Raw genomic sequence first — 17,671 nt, 5'->3', positions numbered from 1 at the left:
TATTTGTTGTAGAGATAGGAGGTTTTTACAATGAAAAGAAAAATAATCGCAGTCATACTCACCGGTCTTATGGTTTTTTCAGCATCATCCTGCGGCAAAAAACCGGCTCCGTCATCCGCCCCGGAAGAAAACACTTCAAATAGTGATACCCCGGAAGACACGTCTTCCGATATTTCTGCTGACAATACATTGACAGTCTGGACATGGGACCCCAACTTTAACATTTACGCCATCAATAAAGCCGCCGAATTATACGCAGCAGACGGACACGAGGGTTTTCATGTGGATATTACAGAAATTGAGTCCCAGGATATTGAGACAAAACTTACCACTATTGCTAACGCAGGGGAGCTGGACGCTCTGCCGGACATATTCCTGATTCAGGATGCCTCTTTTCAGAAATTCGCACAGAATTATCCCGAAATTTTTACCGATTTAACAGACTCAGATATTGATTTCTCCCAGTTTTCCGCAGCCAAGACCTCTTACTCCATAGTAAACGGAAAAAATATGGGAATCCCTTTTGACAGCGGAACTGCTGTTAACTGCATACGCACGGATTATCTGGAACAGGCCGGATTCACAGTGGAAGATTTTACAGATATTACATGGTCTGATTATATGGAAAAAGCTAAAATAGTAAAAGAGAAGACAGGACAGCCTATGCTTACGGCAAAATCCGCAACTCCTGATATCATTATGATGATGCTGCAGTCCTGCGGAGCCTCGCTCTTCCTGGAAGATGGAAGCCCGAATCTGGATCAAAATGATGTCCTAAAAGAATGTATGTCAATCTATGTACAGATGGTAAAGGACAAAACCCTGGAAGAAATGCCCGGCTGGGACCAGTATATTGCCTCCATCAACAACGGCACTGTTGCAAGCGCCATGAATGGCTGCTGGATCATAGCTTCCGTTGAAGCCAAAGAAGACCAGTCAGGAAAATGGGCTGTAACCAACCTTCCGCGCCTTGACAGCGCACCAAACGCAACTAATTATTCCAGCAACGGCGGTTCAACATGGGCGATCACCTCCCAATGTCAAAACAAAAAACTGGCTCAGGATTTCTTTAAATCTACTTTTGCAGGAAGTCAGGAACTTTACGATGACATCCTGTCCAAAGGCGCTCTGTCTACATGGCTGCCTGCCGGGGAATCATCAATTTATGAACAGCCTGTTGACTTTTTTGGCAATGATGCTATTTACAAAAAAATTGTTGAATATTCCTCTGAGATCCCATCCAGTGTAACCAGCCCCTTCTACTACGATGCCAGGGATGCCATGTGCACTGCTCTTTCAAATGTCATACAGGAGAACGCTTCATTGGATGATGAACTTAAGACCGCTCAGGAGACGGCTGAATTTAATATTTCAAAATAATCTTACCAATGTTTCCGTCAAAAAAGGCTTCGGATTTCTCCGAAGCCTTTTTATTACTTACTGATCATTCACTAAAATCCGGCTCGATCAGTCCGTAAGTATTTCCTTTTCTCTTATAGACAACATTCACTTCTTCCGTCTCAGCATTCAAAAATACGAAGAAGTTGTGTCCCAGAAGTTCCATCTGTACACATGCGTCTTCCGGATACATGGGTTTGAATCCGAATTTCTTGGTACGGATGATCTTAATCTCATTGGTGTTCTCATCTTCAAAATCCTTCTCGATAAATGCCTGCTGGAAGGTTCCTGCGTTTTGTTTTTTGTCGATGATTTTTTTCCTATATTTACGTAACTGTCTTTCGATGATTTCTTCTACCAGGTCGATGGAGACATACATATCGTTGCTCACCTGTTCAGAGCGGATGATATTACCTTTTACTGGAATAGTCACCTCAATTTTCTGACGTTCTTTTTCTACGCTCAGTGTTACATGAATCTCGGTGTCATCTGTGAAGAATTTTTCCAGCTTTCCAAGCTTGTCCTCTACCGCACTTCTTAATCCGTCCGTAATATCGATGTTTCTTCCGCTTATAATAAACTTCATGATGTCCAACCCCTTTAACGTGTATTTTACAGGACCTTTACTCCTGTAATGTATTCTTATTATATCAATATTCCCGCGTTTGTTCAACAGTTTTTAGAAAATTTTAACCTTTATAAGTTTTTTGTATAGAGTATTGTTTCCTTACTTTTCCATATACTATATGTAGTGGCAGATACCCGGTTTCCCGGTGTATCTGCCGCATACAAAGATTACGGAGTGTTTGTGGTCGTATTGTTGGTATTATTTCCGGTATTGTTGTCTGTGGCATTGCCAGCGTTATTTTCCACTGCATCGCCTACATCCTCTGCTCCGTTTCTCACATCATCGCCCAGGTCTTCCACACCGTCTTTGATGTCTTCTCCCAGGTCGCCTACCATGCCGTCGCCTGTGCCGGCCTCTCCGCTTCCTGTACCTGTGTCATTGGCTGCGCCGTTATCATTGGTATTGGCGTCCTTGTTTCCGTTCTTGTTGTCGTCTGCCTTGTTGTCGCCTGCCTTGTTGTCACCGGCTTTGTTGTCACCGGCGTTATTGTCACCGGCTTTGTTGTCACCGGCTTTGCTGTCCTCTGTGGCTGCGTTGCTGCCGCCATTGTCTGTGGCACCGCAGCCGGCTGTCATGCACAGTACACCTGCCAGAAGGACACTTAATAAAAGTTTCTTCATCTTACGCATGGTTGTTTCTCCTTTTCCTCTTTGTACTTAACGATAAAAGGCACCTCGCACCTTTTACTGTCACGATTAATATGTGCGTTTCCGTGAGAATTTATGTATGCGCGCATATACCGGAGAAAATGGAAAAACCGCCGTAAAACAACACTGCATCTGTACAGTCTTACGGCGGTTCAAAATTTAATTTTAAAAATGCGTCCACAACAGCGGCAGTATACACCTGCCGTTATAAATCATCCATTGATCACATTGCTCATGTTGTACATGCCCGGGCCTTTTCCCTTCAGGAACTTGGCAGCCTCCACAGCGCCTTTGCCGAATACGGCTTTTGAATAGGCTGTGTGCTTGAATTCGATCACCTCGTCCGGACCTGCGAAGATCACCTCGTGTTCTCCCACGATGCTGCCTCCGCGGACAGCAGACAGGCCGATTTCCTTAGCGTCACGCTTCTCGCGCGTCTGGCTCCTGTCATATACATAGTGGTACTGGTTGTCCATTGCCTCATTCAGGCTGTCTGCCAGTGCCAGCGCTGTCCCGCTGGGCGCGTCTACCTTCTGGTTGTGATGCTTCTCTACAATCTCCATATCAAAGCCGGCGCCGGCCAGAACCTTTGCGGCCTCCTGCACCAGCTTCAGAAGCGTATTGATACCCAGGGACATATTGGCAGAGCGAAGCACTGCTGTGCTCTCGGAAGCCTTCGCCACCTGTGCAAGCTGCTCTTCGCTAAGCCCTGTGGTGCACAGAACCAGAGGCAGCTTCTTAGCCGTACAGTAGGCCAGGACAGCTTCCGTGGCTTTGGCGGAAGAAAAATCGATCATGGCATCCGCCTGCACATCACAGTCATTTATATTCGTGAACACCGGATATCCGTTGTCACGGTTATCTACAAGGTCAATGCCTGCCACAATCTCTGCCTCCGGGTCATCCTTCACAAGTCCGGATATGACCTGACCCATATGGCCGTTGCAGCCGCTCATAATTATTCTGATCATCTTTTATTCCTCTTTCGTAATGATTTCACAGGTCTTCACAGTTACCGTCTTTTTACGAATCGGATATGGTTTGGTTTATGCCAGCTTCAGACCAAACTTTACCATTTCCTCTTTCAGTTTTTCCTTGTTGGCCTCCTCCATCTCAGTCAGCGGTGAGCGAAGCGGACCTACCTCCATGCCCATAAGATTCATGGCGGCTTTTACAGGGATCGGGTTAACTTCCGAGAACAGAGCGTTGATCAAAGGCATGGCATCAAGCTGCATATCACAGCTCTCCTTTATGTCTCCGTTCAAATATTTTGCTACCATATCATGTGTGAATCTCGGTGCAACGTTGGAAAGCACAGAGATAACACCTTTTCCGCCCAGGGAAAGAAGCGGTACGATCTGGTTGTCGTTTCCGGAATAGATATCAAGCTTTCCTCTTGTCAGGGCAGCCATCTCAGCAACCTGCGCGATGTCACCGGAAGCTTCCTTGATACCTACAATATTCTCCACATGTTCCACCAGATATGCAACCGTCTTAGGCTGGATATTAATGCCGGTACGGCTCGGCACATTGTAGAGGATCACCGGAATCTTGATAGAATTGGCAATTTTCGTGTAATGTTCAATGAGGCCCTTCTGAGTAGCCTTATTATAGTAAGGAGTTACAAGAAGAACTCCGTCTGCACCATACTTTTCAGCTTCTGTGGATAAGTAGATCGCTGTCTCCGTACAGTTGGAGCCGGTTCCTGCGATTACCGGGATCCTCTTATTCACTTTGTCGATTGTGTATTTAATGGTCTCCAGATGTTCTTCATGGGTGAGTGTGGATGACTCTCCTGTAGTTCCGCAGATTACAATGGAATCCGTTCCCTCTTGAATCTGTTCCTCCAGGATTTCTCCCAGTTTTTCAAAATTTACATCACCATTTTCTTTCATAGGTGTAACGATCGCCACACCTGCACCTGTAAAAATAGCCATTTTTCTCCTCCTTATGTCTGCATTCCTGCTTTTTCTTCCTGTGTCAACTGCAACTTTTGGGCTGCCTGCGCAGCCTTTATTTTATAACCTCCAGAGAAACCACCCTGTCGGCTGCCTCCCTCAGACGGTCCGGAACTACATTTCCGGTCAGGATCAGCTCTGTCTCCTCATCCTTGGTCCGGATCAGTTCCTCCACCTCTTCCTCGGTTATAATACCGAATTCCACTGCTCCCAGAATTTCGTCCAGAATCAGCATGTCGCATTCCTGCGTAACCAATACCTTTCTGGCATAGTTAAGGCCATTCCTGATATTGCAGTTCTCTTCCTGCTTCTCTTCGTCGGTCAGGTCTTCGTAATACTTATCCTTCTTCTCAAACCGGAACAGTCTTACGTTCGGTTCCAGAACAGAAAGGTAATCCAGTTCGGAAGTTGCTCTTCCTTTCAGGCACTGAATGACAATGGCAGTCTTCCCGTGGCCGACAGCGCGTATTGCCTGCCCGATGGCCACACTGGTTTTGCCCTTGCCGGGTCCACAGTATATCTGCACTAATCCTTCATTTTCCATACATTACACCTCTTGCGGATTCTATGACGCTTTATTTAAGAGTTGTGTATATATTACTACACATGGCCAAATAATGCAATATTGGAATCTCAGGCTTCTTTTATTTCGGAGGCAGTCATTCTGCCGTTTTAGCTGTATGTCTCCCCATACTCCAGCTTGCTTACGGACACCTCGTAGGCAATCCGCTTTTCTGTGTCTGTCTCACTCAGCTTCTTAATATATTCCCTGCTCTGGATCCTGCCCCAGATATGCAGGCGTCCGCCCACCTCGAAGGATTTGGCGAAATTGGCGTTTCTGCCCCAGCAGATACACGGTATGTAGTCGGATTTTCCGTAAGGCCGGTTGACAGCCAGCAGGATGTCTGCAATTTCCCTACCCAGCGGAGTCATGCGGTGGACCGGAGGCTTACAGATATATCCGTTGAGTTCGATGAGATTGGTCTCTATGGATTCGTCCTCTTCCTCCACAAAGGTCAGTTCCCGCACGAACACAGAGAGAACCAGCCGGTTTTTCTTCTCCTCATGCCTGTTGTAGGAGCGGAACTGACCCTGCACCTGTATGTACTCGCCGATATAGCTCTGTGTCACATCCACCAGTCTCTCGGAAACCATAAGCGGTATTTTGTCCTCGGAACCGCTCAAACGCTTGACCAGCACATCCACCATGTAAAATCCTTCCCCATATACCTCGTGACTTTTCTCGAACTCCGATGCGATGGCTCCCATGATGGATACCTGATTGTTTTCAATTATTTTATCTGCCATTGAATTATTTACCCCTTCCTCTGACTTGTATTTTGTCTATATCATATTTATTCTGGCTATACTTTTTTTAGAACAACTTTTTTTATTTTTTTTGAAAAAATATTTATTTCTGCTTTGTATTTACTCATAAGTGTGATAAAATGTGACTGGATTTAGCCGTAAATCAGCGGTTTTTCCTTTAGAAAAGAGGTTATTTATGAAAACGAAAAGAGAAAACATCAGAAATGTAGCAATTATTGCCCATGTTGACCACGGCAAAACAACGCTGGTGGATCAGCTTCTGAAACAGAGCGGTGTCTTCCGCGAAAACCAGGAGGTCCAGGATCGCGTCATGGACTCCAATGATATTGAACGCGAGCGCGGTATCACGATACTTTCTAAAAATACAGCAATTTACTATAAGGATACAAAAATCAATATCATAGATACACCGGGCCATGCTGATTTCGGCGGCGAAGTGGAGCGTGTCCTGAAAATGGTGGACGGCGTTATCCTGCTGGTGGATGCCTTCGAGGGTGCCATGCCCCAGACAAAATTCGTACTGAAAAAAGCTCTGGAGCTCGATCTGCACGTCATTGTATGTATCAATAAGATCGACCGCCCGGAGGCACGCCCTGACGAAGTCATTGATGAAGTCCTGGAACTTCTCATGGATTTGGATGCCTCAGACGACCAGCTCGACTGTCCGTTCCTGTATGCCTCCGCAAAAGCCGGCCATGCAGTTCTGGACTTATCCGACTCACCGGAGAATATGGAGCCGTTATTTGAGACGATTCTCAAATACATCCCCGCTCCCACCGGAGACCCGGACGCAGGCACACAGGTACTCATCAGTACCATTGATTACAATGAATATGTAGGTCGTATCGGCGTGGGCAAGGTGGAGAACGGTACCATCTCCGTGAACCAGGAGGTACTCCTTTTAAACCACCACGACCCGGACAAGAAGAAAAAAGTAAAGATCAGCAAGCTCTATGAATTTGACGGACTCGGAAAGGTAGAGGTAAAAGAAGCCGGTATCGGTTCCATTGTAGCCATTTCCGGTATTGCGGATATCCATATCGGCGATACGCTCTGCTCACCGGAAAACCCTGAGGCCATTCCGTTCCAGAAGATTTCCGAGCCGACCATCTCCATGAACTTCCTGGTAAATGACAGCCCCCTGGCAGGTCAGGAAGGTAAATTCATCACCTCCCGCCATTTAAGGGAGCGCCTGATGCGCGAGCTGAACACTGACGTGAGCCTTCGTGTGGAGGATACCGACAGCACTGACTGCTTTAAAGTATCAGGTCGAGGCGAGCTTCATCTCTCCGTCCTGATTGAAAACATGCGCCGTGAGGGCTATGAATTCGCAGTCAGCAAAGCAGAGGTCATCTACCATGAAGATGAGCGCGGCAAAAAGATGGAGCCTATCGAGATTGCCTACATTGATGTACCCGAAGAATTCTCCGGAACCATCATCAATAAATTAAACGAACGGAAAGGTGAACTGCAGGGCATGAGCCCCTCAAGTGACGGAACCGTCCGTCTGGAATACCATATCCCGTCCAGAGGACTGATCGGCTTCCGCGGTGATTTCCTCACCTCCACAAAAGGCACCGGAATCATGAACACTGCCTTCGACGGCTATGCCCCTTATAAGGGCGACATGTTCTACCGCAAGCTGGGTTCCCTCATTGCCTTTGAGGCAGGCGAGACCGTTACTTACGGCCTCTTCTCCGCCCAGGACAGAGGTACACTTTTTGTGGGTGCCGGCGAGAAGGTATACAGCGGTATGGTAATCGGTGAGAGCGCCAAACCGGAGGATATCGAACTGAACGTATGTAAGACGAAACATCTGACCAACACGCGTTCCTCCTCCGCCGACGAAGCCCTGAAGCTGACTCCCCCCAAAGTTCTGAGTCTGGAGCAGGCTCTGGAGTTCATTGACACAGACGAACTGCTTGAGGTAACGCCCAAGTCCCTCAGAATCCGCAAGAAAACCCTGGATTCCCGCCTGCGCAAACGCGAAGGATATAAAAAATAAAAACAGAAGACACCGCCATCTCCCTTACGGGCTTTGGCGGTGTTTTTTTGTCTTTATTATTCAGAATATTCTGTAATATTCAGACTTTTATTAATTTATGCAAAATACTAATTCTTTTTTGTTGTCTTATCTTCCATTTCATGGTAAAATAATCTACACAAACCGACAAGACGGAACATAAAACTTCACGTACTTCAAAATGAGTAAGGGCTCAAACCAAAAACCAAATATTTTAAGGAGGATTTCTATGGCAAAAAAACCAGAGAACAAAGCCCCGGAACCCATCAACAGCGTGGAAGCACTGCAGCAGCGAATCGCTTCCATGAAAGAAGCACAGAAAAAGTTTTCCGCCTTCACACAAGAGCAGGTTGACAGAATCTTTTTTGAGGCAGCCATGGCAGCGAACAAACAGCGTATCCCGCTGGCAAAGCTGGCTGTTGCCGAGACCGGAATGGGCATTGTGGAGGACAAAGTCATCAAAAACCATTACGCAGCGGAGTATACCTACAACACCTATAAGCGGGTAAAGACATGCGGCGTGGTGGAACAGGACACCTCATACGGCATTAAAAAGATTGCTGAACCTGTCGGTATCGTAGGCGCGGTCATCCCCACCACGAACCCCACATCCACAGCTATCTTCAAATGTCTGATCTGTCTGAAAACCAGAAATGCCATCATCATCAGTCCCCACCCGAGAGCCAAAAAGTGTACCATTGAAGCCGCCAGGATCGTGCTGGATGCCGCTGTAAAAGCAGGGGCACCGGAAGGCATTATCGGCTGGGTTGAAGAACCTACCATTGAACTCTCCAATGAACTGATGAAATCCGTGGATGTTATTCTGGCCACAGGCGGACCCGGAATGGTGAAAGCTGCCTATTCCTCAGGGAAACCGGCAATCGGCGTAGGCCCGGGCAATGTACCTGTCATCATGGACAGCTCCTGTGACATCCCCACTGCCGTATATTCTGTCATCCATTCCAAGACCTTTGACAACGGTATGATCTGTGCATCCGAACAGTCTGTCACTGCGATTGCCGACATTTACGATGATGTTAAGAAGGAATTTGTTAAAAGAGGCTGCCATGTACTGAATAAGACAGACCTTGACAAGGTACGCAAGATCATCCTGACAGAAGCCGGGACTGTAAACCCCAAGATTGTGGGCCAGCCCGCGGCAGTCATTGCTGAGATGGCAGGTGTCACAGTACCGAAAGAGACAAAGATCCTGATCGGCGAAGTGACTTCTGTGGATGTCTCAGAACCTTTTGCACATGAGAAATTATCACCTGTCCTTGCCCTCTATAAGGCAAAGGATTTTGATACTGCACTTGACATGGCTGACCAGCTGATCAAAGACGGCGGCTATGGACATACTGCATCCCTGTACATCCATCCGTCCCAGACGGAGAAGATGGCACAGCACGCAGACCGCATGAAGGCCTGCCGCATCCTGGTCAACACCCCGTCCTCACACGGAGGAATCGGTGACCTTTACAACTTCAAGCTGGCTCCGTCCCTGACCCTGGGCTGCGGTTCCTACGGCGGCAACTCTGTATCCGAAAACGTGGGTGTGAAGCACCTGCTGAATACCAAAACCGTTGCCGAAAGGAGAGAGAACATGCTTTGGTTCAGAGTCCCGGAAAAGGTATATTTCAAGAAAGGCTGTCTGCCGGTGGCTCTCGATGAGCTGAAGAATGTATACGGCAAAAAGAAAGCCTTCCTGGTAACTGATACATTCCTCTACCAGAACGGCCACACAAAACCCATTACGGACAAACTGGATGAGATGGGCATTCCTTACAGCTGCTTCTTCGATGTAACACCTGACCCCACCCTGCAGTGCGCCCAGAAAGGCCTGGAACAGTTAAATGCCTTCGGCCCTGACGTGATCATTGCCCTGGGCGGCGGTTCTGCCATGGACGCAGCCAAGATCATGTGGCTTATGTATGAACACCCGGAATGCAGCTTTGAGGATCTGGCTATGGATTTCATGGATATCCGCAAGAGAGTCTACGAATTCCCGAAAATGGGAGAAAAGGCAATGATGGTGTCTGTCCCCACCTCTTCAGGTACGGGTTCAGAGGTAACCCCCTTTGCCATCATCACAGACAAGACCACCGGAACCAAATGGCCCATCGCGGACTATGAGCTTCTTCCCAACATGGCGATCATAGACGTGGATTTCATGATGAGCCAGCCAAAGGGACTGACCAGTTCCTCCGGTATTGACGCGCTGACCCATGCCCTGGAAGCATACGCGTCCATCATGGCTACAGATTATACGGACGGTATTGCACTGAAAGCTGTCCAGCTCATATTTGACTATCTGCCGTCCGCTTACGAGAACGGCGCTGCCGACCCGGTGGCCAGGGAGAAGATGGCTAATGCCTCCACCCTGGCAGGTATGGCCTTTGCCAATGCGTTTCTCGGCATCTGCCACTCCATGGCGCATAAACTTGGTGCCTACCACCATATCCAGCACGGCATCGCCAACTCCCTGCTGATCGAGCTTGTCATGCGCTACAACGCGGACCCGGCTCCCGTTAAGATGGGAACCTTCTCCCAGTATCCTTATCCTCACGCAAAGGAGAGATACTGCGAGGTTGCCCGCTTCATCGGCATCAAGGGCAAAAACGATGATGAAGTGTTTGAAAATTTCATCGAAGCTATTGCCCGGCTGAAAGAAAGAGTCGGGATCAAACGGACGATCCGGGAATACGGCGTGGAAGAAAAAGCTTTCCTGGCTACTCTGGACGCGATGGTAGAGGATGCCTTCAATGACCAGTGTACCGGTGCCAACCCCAGATATCCGCTGATGTCTGAGATGAAAGAACTCTATCTCAAGGCTTATTACGGAGAATAAGAAATCCTGAATCTACAAGGGAGGTCCGCAAACGGACCTCCCCTTCCTAAACTCCCCTGCAGGCATGTTATTTTCTGCAGATCTCTTCTATAAAATACCTGTGTATATCCGGGTTGTCGGTAAGTTCCGGATGAAAGGCCAGACCTAACTGTCTGCCATAACGGGCTGCCACAATCTTACCTCCTGTGACTGCAAGGACCTCCACACCATTACGGACTTCTTCAATATAAGGCGCCCGTATAAAGGTCATGGGAAATTGTCCTGCACCCTTCATCTCCTCCACTGTCTGAAAGCTTCCCAACTGTCTGCCATAGGCGTTCCGCCTGACAGTGACCGGCATGGTTCCGAAGCAGGGCTCCCCTCCCACCACGTTTTCTGCCAACAGAATCAGCCCGGCACAGGTCCCCATGACAGGCATGCCAGCCTCTATGCTTTTCCTGATCGGTTCCAGAAGCTCCAGCTCTGTGAGCAGTTTCTTCATGACTGTACTCTCTCCTCCCGGAAGGACCAGCGCATCCAGATTTTCACGGAAGTCAGTCCGCTGCCGAATCTCCACACAGTCTGCTCCGAGACGTTCCAGCATATTTCTATGTTCTGCAAAGGCACCCTGAAGTGCCAGAATACCTGCCCGCATCATTTGCCTCTCTCCGCCATGAGAAGCGCAATCTCCTGCTCATTGATTCCCACCATGGCTTCACCCAAATCCATGGAGAGTTCTGCGATCATTTTTGCGTCTTTATAATTTGTGACGGCCTTTACAATGGCTGCTGCCCTTTTCTCGGGATTGCCGGACTTGAAGATACCGGAGCCTACGAATACCCCCTCTGCGCCGAGCTGCATCATCAGTGCGGCATCCGCGGGAGTTGCCACGCCGCCTGCCGCGAAGTTCACTACCGGCAGTTTTCCATGCTCCCTCACATACATCAGCAGATCATAGGGAACCGCCAGCTCCTTTGCCTTATCGTACAGTTCATCCTCCTCCATGGAAGTGATCCGGCGCATTTCCGACTGCATCATGCGCATATGGCGCACAGCCTGGATAATATCGCCTGTGCCAGGTTCTCCTTTGGTGCGGATCATGGATGCGCCCTCATTGATTCTGCGCAGTGCCTCACCCAGATCCTTGGCCCCGCACACAAAAGGCACCTTAAACTTTCTCTTGTCTATGTGATACACATCATCTGCCGGGGAGAGGACTTCACTCTCATCTATGTAGTCAATCTCTATAGCCTCCAGGATCTGTGCCTCCGCAAAATGTCCGATTCTGCATTTTGCCATAACCGGTATGGATACAGCGGCCTGGATTCCCCGGATCATCTTGGGATCACTCATCCTTGCCACACCGCCTGCTGCTCTGATATCCGCAGGTATCTTTTCCAGCGCCATGACAGCACAGGCCCCTGCCTTCTCCGCAATCTCTGCCTGCTCCGGTGTGGTCACATCCATGATGACACCGCCCTTCAGCATCTGTGCAAGCTCCTTATTTAACTGGTATCTGTCTTCCATTTTTAACTCCCTTTCCGTCTTCCCACAGAGTATCCTGACAGCCTTTTATGCTGCTTTTCGGGAAAACCTTTTGTAAATTTATGTTGTTATGAATTATAGCCGCCATCTGTCCTTTTTACAAATGCCAGTTTTAATATTTTTAACCATACCAGTTTTGTCAAAAGAGAAAAAAATACCTCCCAGACATTACTGCCTGAGAGGTTATGTATCACTCTACCTGCTGCTCGCCTTCCCCAAAGAAGTAATGAGCCGCACCGTTTTCCAGTTTCACGCCTTTGGCCTCTGCCAGTTCGCTTACGGTCACCAGCTTGTAGCCCTGTTCCACCAGTTCAGGAATCGCGCGGATTGCCGCGTTCACAGACCATTCATGGATATCATGCATCAGGACTACAGAGCCGTCCTTTACATTGTCCACAGTCACCTGATACGTCTGGTCCTCGCTCTTGGTTGCCCAGTCTTTTGTATCTATGCTCCACATGATAAGAGGCATTCCGATGGCAGCCTGGACTTCCTCATTATACGCGCCTCCCGGCGGACGCATAACCGTTGCAGATTCTCCTGCTGCGTTTTTGATTGCCTCATTGGTCTTTGTCACTTCCTCTGTTACCCCGCTGGCGCCTAAGGTAGTCAGATTCTCATGGCTCCATGTGTGGTTGCCCAGCTCCATTCCGGCATCCTTTAAATCCTTCACAATCTCAGGATATGCCTGCGCCTGAGGCCCCAGCATGAAAAAGGTAGCTTTCGCATTGTTTTTTGTGAGACAATCCAGCAGGGCTTCCGTATATTCCCCCGGACCGTCATCAAAAGTCAGAGCCACCATGGGACGCTTCTTAGTCTCGTCGTATTTTCCGCTGTCATCAAAAAAGTAGTCTTCCCCGTCAAGTTCCAGCCATCCGGTCTTCATGTAGCCGTTTTCATCAAAATAATACTTGGAACCGTCAATCTCCTTCCAGCCGTTCTTGAAAAAGGTTCCGTCCGTGTCGCGGTACCACCAGCCCTTGTCATCCTGCTGCCAGCCCATCACACCGGAGGATGTCATCTTCGACAAATCTGCCGCGCTCATGACCGGCTGTTTCGTTGCCGCTGATGTGTCTTCCTGGGTGGTAGTCTGGGCTTTCACCTCCACTGTTCCCTCTTTCGGTACCCCTGTCTTGCCCGAAATCAGCTTATGTATGCCCGTTCCCACAAGTCCGATCACCAACACCAGCACTGCTGCCATGGCTACCAGGCGCATGATCCTTCTTCTGCGCATCTGCCGTTTCTTTTCGAGTCTTCGTCTGCGCATGCGTTCCTGTCTCCGCCGCTCGTACTCCAGATCTCTTTCGTCTTCCATCATTATACTCCCATCTCCACTTACACTAGATATTCCATTTCATGATACCTTTTTTCTCGACAAGTTGCAACAGCAAATCTCTTAATTTTCCTTAAACCGGATAAATCATCTTGTTCTTATTATAATACATTTCTGTGAGTTTGCATAGCCTAATCTTTACTATTTTTATCCAATTATTTTGTATAAAAAGTCCGGAGGAAAAAAATCATGCCTGCCTGAGCAGCGGGCACCTGTTTTTTCCTCCGGATTATGTTATGATTCTGCCGGCACCTCCGGCGTCAAATCTTCTTTTACATCATCTGCATTTCCGAAATAAGCCTTTGTCTCCGCGAACACCACACGGCTCAGAGCCGCCAGCGCAATCAGATTCGGGAAGGCCATGAGGGCATTGAATATATCCGCAATATTCCACACAGCCTGCACCGTCATGTAAGGCCCGATAAAGATTGCCAGGATATACAGCCAGCGGTATCCCCGGACTACTTTTCTGTTTCTGTTAAAGAGATACTCAATACAGCGTTCCCCATAATAATTCCAGCCCAGGATGGTGGTAAACGCAAAGAATACCAGACATACCATGAGGACCACTGACGCCACAACCGGCGGAAACGGCAGCCCCTTCTGGAATGCCGCTGTTGTGATCGCCACCCCTTCCAGTCCGGTGTTCCAGGTTCCGGTCACAACGATGGAAAGACCTGTCATGGTGCATATTACAATGGTGTCAATAAAGGTACCTGTCATGGATACAAGACCCTGGCGCACCGGTGATTTTGTCTGTGCTGCCGCTGCAGCTATAGGCGCGCTTCCGAGGCCTGCCTCGTTGGAGAAGATACCCCTGGCGATTCCCTTCTGCATGGCAACGATCATGGTACCCATGGCTCCGCCTGCCAGCGCACTGCCGGAAAAGGCGCTTTTCACAATGGACACAACCGCCGCCGGGATTGCTCCCAGATGTGTCACAAGGATAATGAATGCAAATCCAAAATACAATACAGCCATAAAAGGCACTACAATCTGCGAAACCTGCGCGATCCTTTTCAGCCCGCCGATGATCACCAGACCAACGCACACGGTCAGGATCAGCCCTGCAATGACGGTTGCTATGGAATAACTGCCGCCGAATACAGATATGGTGTTTGTTTTCTCCGGGTCAAAAAAGTTGCACACAGCAGAGGATATACCGTTTACCTGGGTAAAGGTACCAATCCCCAGAAGGCCCACGCCGGCTCCGAAGAACGCGAAGATTTTGGCCAGCCACCTCCATTTGACTCCCATGCCGTTTTCTATATAATAAAATGGTCCGCCCAGCACATGGCCGTCCCCGTCAATGGTGCGGTATTTGATGGCAAGCACACCCTCCGCGTATTTGGTTGCCATTCCGAAAAAGGCTGCCAGTACCATCCAGAAAAGTGCCCCCGGCCCGCCTGCCGCAAGAGCTGTTGCCACTCCTACAATATTTCCTGTGCCGATAGTGGCTGACATGGCTGTACAGAGGGCACCAAAACTGGTCACCTCGCCGTTTCCGCCATTCTCATTCTTAACCATGAATTTCAGTGCTTTTCCCAGATGGCGAATCTGTAAAAAGCCCATCCTCACAGACAGATAGATACCTGTGCTGAGGATCAAAATGATCAGTGGCGGTCCCCACACTACCTGATCAAACCAAGTGATAAAGCGATTCAATTCCTGCAAAATTACCTGTAACATTTTTTCTTCCGTCCTCTCTTTTTTTCTGTTTTCTTCCGTTTATAACGAAACAAAAAAAGACTGTGGCTTCCCACAGTCTCCATAAGAGTACGACAAAACATATACAAGATATTATCTGTGTATACTCTGTCCTTTTGCCTGAGAGATTGGCAGCTGATGAAACTGCTGTACACCTTCGGCGCTCTTACTGAGACTCTCCAGAGCCGTTGCTTTCACAACGTTTTATACTTTATCATATTCGCCCTGCAAACACAAGTGTTTTTTCTGAAAAGACATCCGTTTCTATGTGTTTTTTTCAGTACAGTACCTGAACTGCATGTACTATGCGGCGACTGCAGTCCTTTCTGCTTTCTCCGGGGTTTCATGCGCCGGACTGCATGATATACAGCCCGCGCGCAGAACCGGATTTTTTCCGGGGAGATACTTATCAGAATTCTATATTCAGCTCCTGCTCCTCCACATGGTGTTTCTCAGCGTATCCTGTCAAAAACAGGGTCAGGGCACCGTCGCCTGTTACATTGCAGGCGGTTCCGAAGCTGTCCTGCAGAGCAAAGATGGTGAGCATCAGCGCGGTACCTGTCTCGTCAAAGAGAAGGACACCTGTGATCAGTCCCAGGGACGCCATAACCGTACCGCCCGGCACACCCGGTGCTCCGATGGCGAATACGCCCAGAAGCATACAGAACAGAACCATCATACCCACAGACGGCAACTCGCCGTAGAGTATTTTTGACACTGTCATGACAAAGAACACCTCGGTCAGGACAGAGCCGCACAGATGGATATTGGCAAATAGCGGAATACCGAAGTTCACCATATCTTTTCTGAGAACCTTTGATTTTCTGGCACCCTCAAGCGCTACTGCAAGAGTAGCTGCGCTTGACATGGTACCTACGGCAGTCAGATACGCGGGGCCGTAATATTTCAGCACTTCCAGCGGATTTTTTCCCGAATATGCACCGGCTATGACGTACAGCAGTGTAAGCCAGATGTAATGTCCTGCCATAACGATGACTATGACCTTCAGGAAAACAGGGAGCTGTTTTGTGATCGTCCCTTCATATGCCAGTCCGCAGAAGGTTGAAGCGATGAAGAACGGCAGAATGGGGATAATAAATTTGGTTACAATCTTCAGCACGATCTTCTGGAATTCATCCAGAATGGCCGTTGTGTAGCGGGCTTTCGTCCACGCTGCCGCCAGTCCCAGCATAATGGAGAACACCAGCGCGCTCATAACCGGCATGATCTGCGGGATATCAAGCTGAAACACCACGCCGGGCAGATCCTTCAGTCCTTCCACCTCAGACTGTATGGACAGATGGGGAATCAGCCCGTATCCCGCTCCCATAGCCATAAACGCGGCTCCGATGGAGGAAATATAGGCGATTGCCAGTGCCACCCCCAGCATTTTGGAGGCATTGTTTCCCATCTTGGTAATGGAAGGCGCAATAAATCCGATGATGATCAGCGGTACACAGAAGGTGATGACCTGCCCCAGAATGTATTTGACAGTTACCACCACATTCATGACAGCCTCATTGGCAATAAGGCCGATGACCATACCCAGGACTACTCCGATCAGCAGACGCACAGGAAGGCTTTTGAATAATTTTTTCATCTCATTTCTCCTCTCTCTTTTTCCTTTTTTGTTTACCCTAGTATTCCCAGATGCTCCAGCAGTATTTTGAGCCCCAGAAGTACCAGGATAATACCACCGGCAAGTTCCGCTTTGGATTTGTACTTCATGCCGAAGACATTTCCTGCCTTTACCCCAAAGACGGAACAGACAAATGTGACAATACCGATGAAGCTGGCCGCCGGCACAATCGCCACATCCAAAAAGGCGAAGGTGATCCCCACCGCCAGTGCATCAATGCTGGTTGCCACAGCCAGAGGAAACATGGTCTTTGCATCCACTCCTGCCACGGGGCAGGATTCCTCTTTATCCAGGGATTCCCGAATCATATTGACACCGATAAATCCCAGCAGGATGAATGCGATCCAGTGGTCAATTGCAGTTATTTTATCCTTGAACTGTACTCCCAGCAGATAGCCGATGACCGGCATCAGAGCCTGGAATCCCCCAAACCAGAGACCTACCACTGCCATGTTCTTTATACTCAGCTTCTCCATGGAAAGCCCTTTGCAGATGGAGACAGCAAACGCATCCATGGACAGGCCAACCGCCAGTGTAAATAATGTAAATAAATCCATAGTTTTCTCCTGTTCCTATGTATTGTGTTGTGCTTTTCATTGCATTGCCCATTATACTATACGGAGCAGGTTTTGTAAAA

The 17,671-nt window shown here is 48.6% G+C and carries 15 protein-coding genes and 1 riboswitch; of the genes, 3 read left to right on the top strand and 12 right to left on the bottom strand.

Annotation, left to right across the window (positions count from 1 at the left end; all coding sequences use genetic code 11):
- Positions 1 to 30 precede the first annotated feature (30 nt).
- The gene (locus MUB35_RS01875) at positions 31 to 1,380 is read left to right on the top strand and encodes an ABC transporter substrate-binding protein (RefSeq protein ID WP_118743395.1); all 1,350 of its coding nucleotides are present in this window, start codon (positions 31 to 33) and stop codon (positions 1,378 to 1,380) included.
- Positions 1,381 to 1,444: 64 nt separating this feature from the next.
- Here the strand turns inward: MUB35_RS01875 and hpf are convergent, their stop codons facing one another.
- The 6 genes from hpf to MUB35_RS01845 form a co-directional block, all read right to left on the bottom strand.
- On the bottom strand, positions 1,445 to 1,984 hold the full coding sequence (hpf, locus tag MUB35_RS01870) for a ribosome hibernation-promoting factor, HPF/YfiA family (RefSeq protein ID WP_033139286.1): 540 nt from the start codon (positions 1,982 to 1,984) through the stop codon (positions 1,445 to 1,447).
- A 209-nt stretch (positions 1,985 to 2,193) separates the two neighbouring features.
- Positions 2,194 to 2,655, bottom strand: coding sequence for a hypothetical protein (locus tag MUB35_RS01865; protein WP_052098831.1), 462 nt, complete (start codon positions 2,653 to 2,655; stop codon positions 2,194 to 2,196).
- A 230-nt stretch (positions 2,656 to 2,885) separates the two neighbouring features.
- Positions 2,886 to 3,644, bottom strand: coding sequence for a 4-hydroxy-tetrahydrodipicolinate reductase (dapB, locus tag MUB35_RS01860; protein WP_033139083.1), 759 nt, complete (start codon positions 3,642 to 3,644; stop codon positions 2,886 to 2,888).
- Positions 3,645 to 3,719: 75 nt separating this feature from the next.
- On the bottom strand, positions 3,720 to 4,610 hold the full coding sequence (gene dapA, locus MUB35_RS01855; RefSeq protein ID WP_033139084.1) for a 4-hydroxy-tetrahydrodipicolinate synthase: 891 nt from the start codon (positions 4,608 to 4,610) through the stop codon (positions 3,720 to 3,722).
- Positions 4,611 to 4,686: 76 nt separating this feature from the next.
- Complete coding sequence (locus MUB35_RS01850) at positions 4,687 to 5,175, bottom strand: cob(I)yrinic acid a,c-diamide adenosyltransferase (RefSeq protein WP_033139085.1); 489 nt, start codon at positions 5,173 to 5,175, stop codon at positions 4,687 to 4,689.
- 128 nt (positions 5,176 to 5,303) lie between these two features.
- Positions 5,304 to 5,939, bottom strand: coding sequence for a single-stranded DNA-binding protein (locus MUB35_RS01845; RefSeq protein ID WP_033139086.1), 636 nt, complete (start codon positions 5,937 to 5,939; stop codon positions 5,304 to 5,306).
- A 196-nt stretch (positions 5,940 to 6,135) separates the two neighbouring features.
- Here MUB35_RS01845 and typA point away from each other — a divergent pair, with 196 nt between their 5' ends.
- Together typA and adhE are read left to right on the top strand one after the other, a co-directional pair.
- Complete coding sequence (typA, locus tag MUB35_RS01840) at positions 6,136 to 7,965, top strand: translational GTPase TypA (RefSeq protein WP_033139087.1); 1,830 nt, start codon at positions 6,136 to 6,138, stop codon at positions 7,963 to 7,965.
- A 247-nt stretch (positions 7,966 to 8,212) separates the two neighbouring features.
- Positions 8,213 to 10,831, top strand: a complete 2,619-nt coding sequence (gene adhE, locus MUB35_RS01835) for a bifunctional acetaldehyde-CoA/alcohol dehydrogenase (protein ID WP_103732501.1) — start codon at positions 8,213 to 8,215, stop codon at positions 10,829 to 10,831.
- 67 nt (positions 10,832 to 10,898) lie between these two features.
- Here the strand turns inward: adhE and pdxT are convergent, their stop codons facing one another.
- The 6 genes from pdxT to MUB35_RS01805 all read right to left on the bottom strand — a co-directional run bounded on the left by pdxT (position 10,899) and on the right by MUB35_RS01805 (position 17,591).
- Complete coding sequence (pdxT, locus tag MUB35_RS01830; protein ID WP_118743463.1) at positions 10,899 to 11,465, bottom strand: pyridoxal 5'-phosphate synthase glutaminase subunit PdxT; 567 nt, start codon at positions 11,463 to 11,465, stop codon at positions 10,899 to 10,901.
- Positions 11,465 to 12,337, bottom strand: a complete 873-nt coding sequence (gene pdxS / locus MUB35_RS01825) for a pyridoxal 5'-phosphate synthase lyase subunit PdxS (RefSeq protein WP_033139089.1) — start codon at positions 12,335 to 12,337, stop codon at positions 11,465 to 11,467. Before pdxS ends, pdxT begins: the two co-directional genes overlap by 1 nt.
- Positions 12,338 to 12,545: 208 nt before the next feature.
- On the bottom strand, positions 12,546 to 13,673 hold the full coding sequence (locus tag MUB35_RS01820; RefSeq protein WP_033139090.1) for a polysaccharide deacetylase family protein: 1,128 nt from the start codon (positions 13,671 to 13,673) through the stop codon (positions 12,546 to 12,548).
- A 249-nt stretch (positions 13,674 to 13,922) separates the two neighbouring features.
- Positions 13,923 to 15,377 (bottom strand): alanine/glycine:cation symporter family protein, encoded by a 1,455-nt coding sequence (locus tag MUB35_RS01815; RefSeq protein WP_033139175.1) that lies wholly within the window; start codon positions 15,375 to 15,377, stop codon positions 13,923 to 13,925.
- Positions 15,378 to 15,493: 116 nt separating this feature from the next.
- Positions 15,494 to 15,588: riboswitch (glycine riboswitch) on the bottom strand.
- A gap of 216 nt (positions 15,589 to 15,804) precedes the next feature.
- Positions 15,805 to 16,995 (bottom strand): dicarboxylate/amino acid:cation symporter, encoded by a 1,191-nt coding sequence (locus MUB35_RS01810; protein WP_033139091.1) that lies wholly within the window; start codon positions 16,993 to 16,995, stop codon positions 15,805 to 15,807.
- Positions 16,996 to 17,027: 32 nt separating this feature from the next.
- Positions 17,028 to 17,591 (bottom strand): manganese efflux pump MntP, encoded by a 564-nt coding sequence (locus tag MUB35_RS01805; RefSeq protein WP_033139092.1) that lies wholly within the window; start codon positions 17,589 to 17,591, stop codon positions 17,028 to 17,030.
- Positions 17,592 to 17,671: the final 80 nt, after the last annotated feature.

The organism is Blautia sp. NSJ-175 (assembly GCF_022867815.1).
GTDB classification, from domain to species: Bacteria; Bacillota; Clostridia; order Lachnospirales; family Lachnospiraceae; genus Blautia; species Blautia celeris.
The sequence above is the reverse complement of the archived record's forward strand: the minus strand, read 5'-3'. Positions and strand labels throughout refer to the sequence as shown.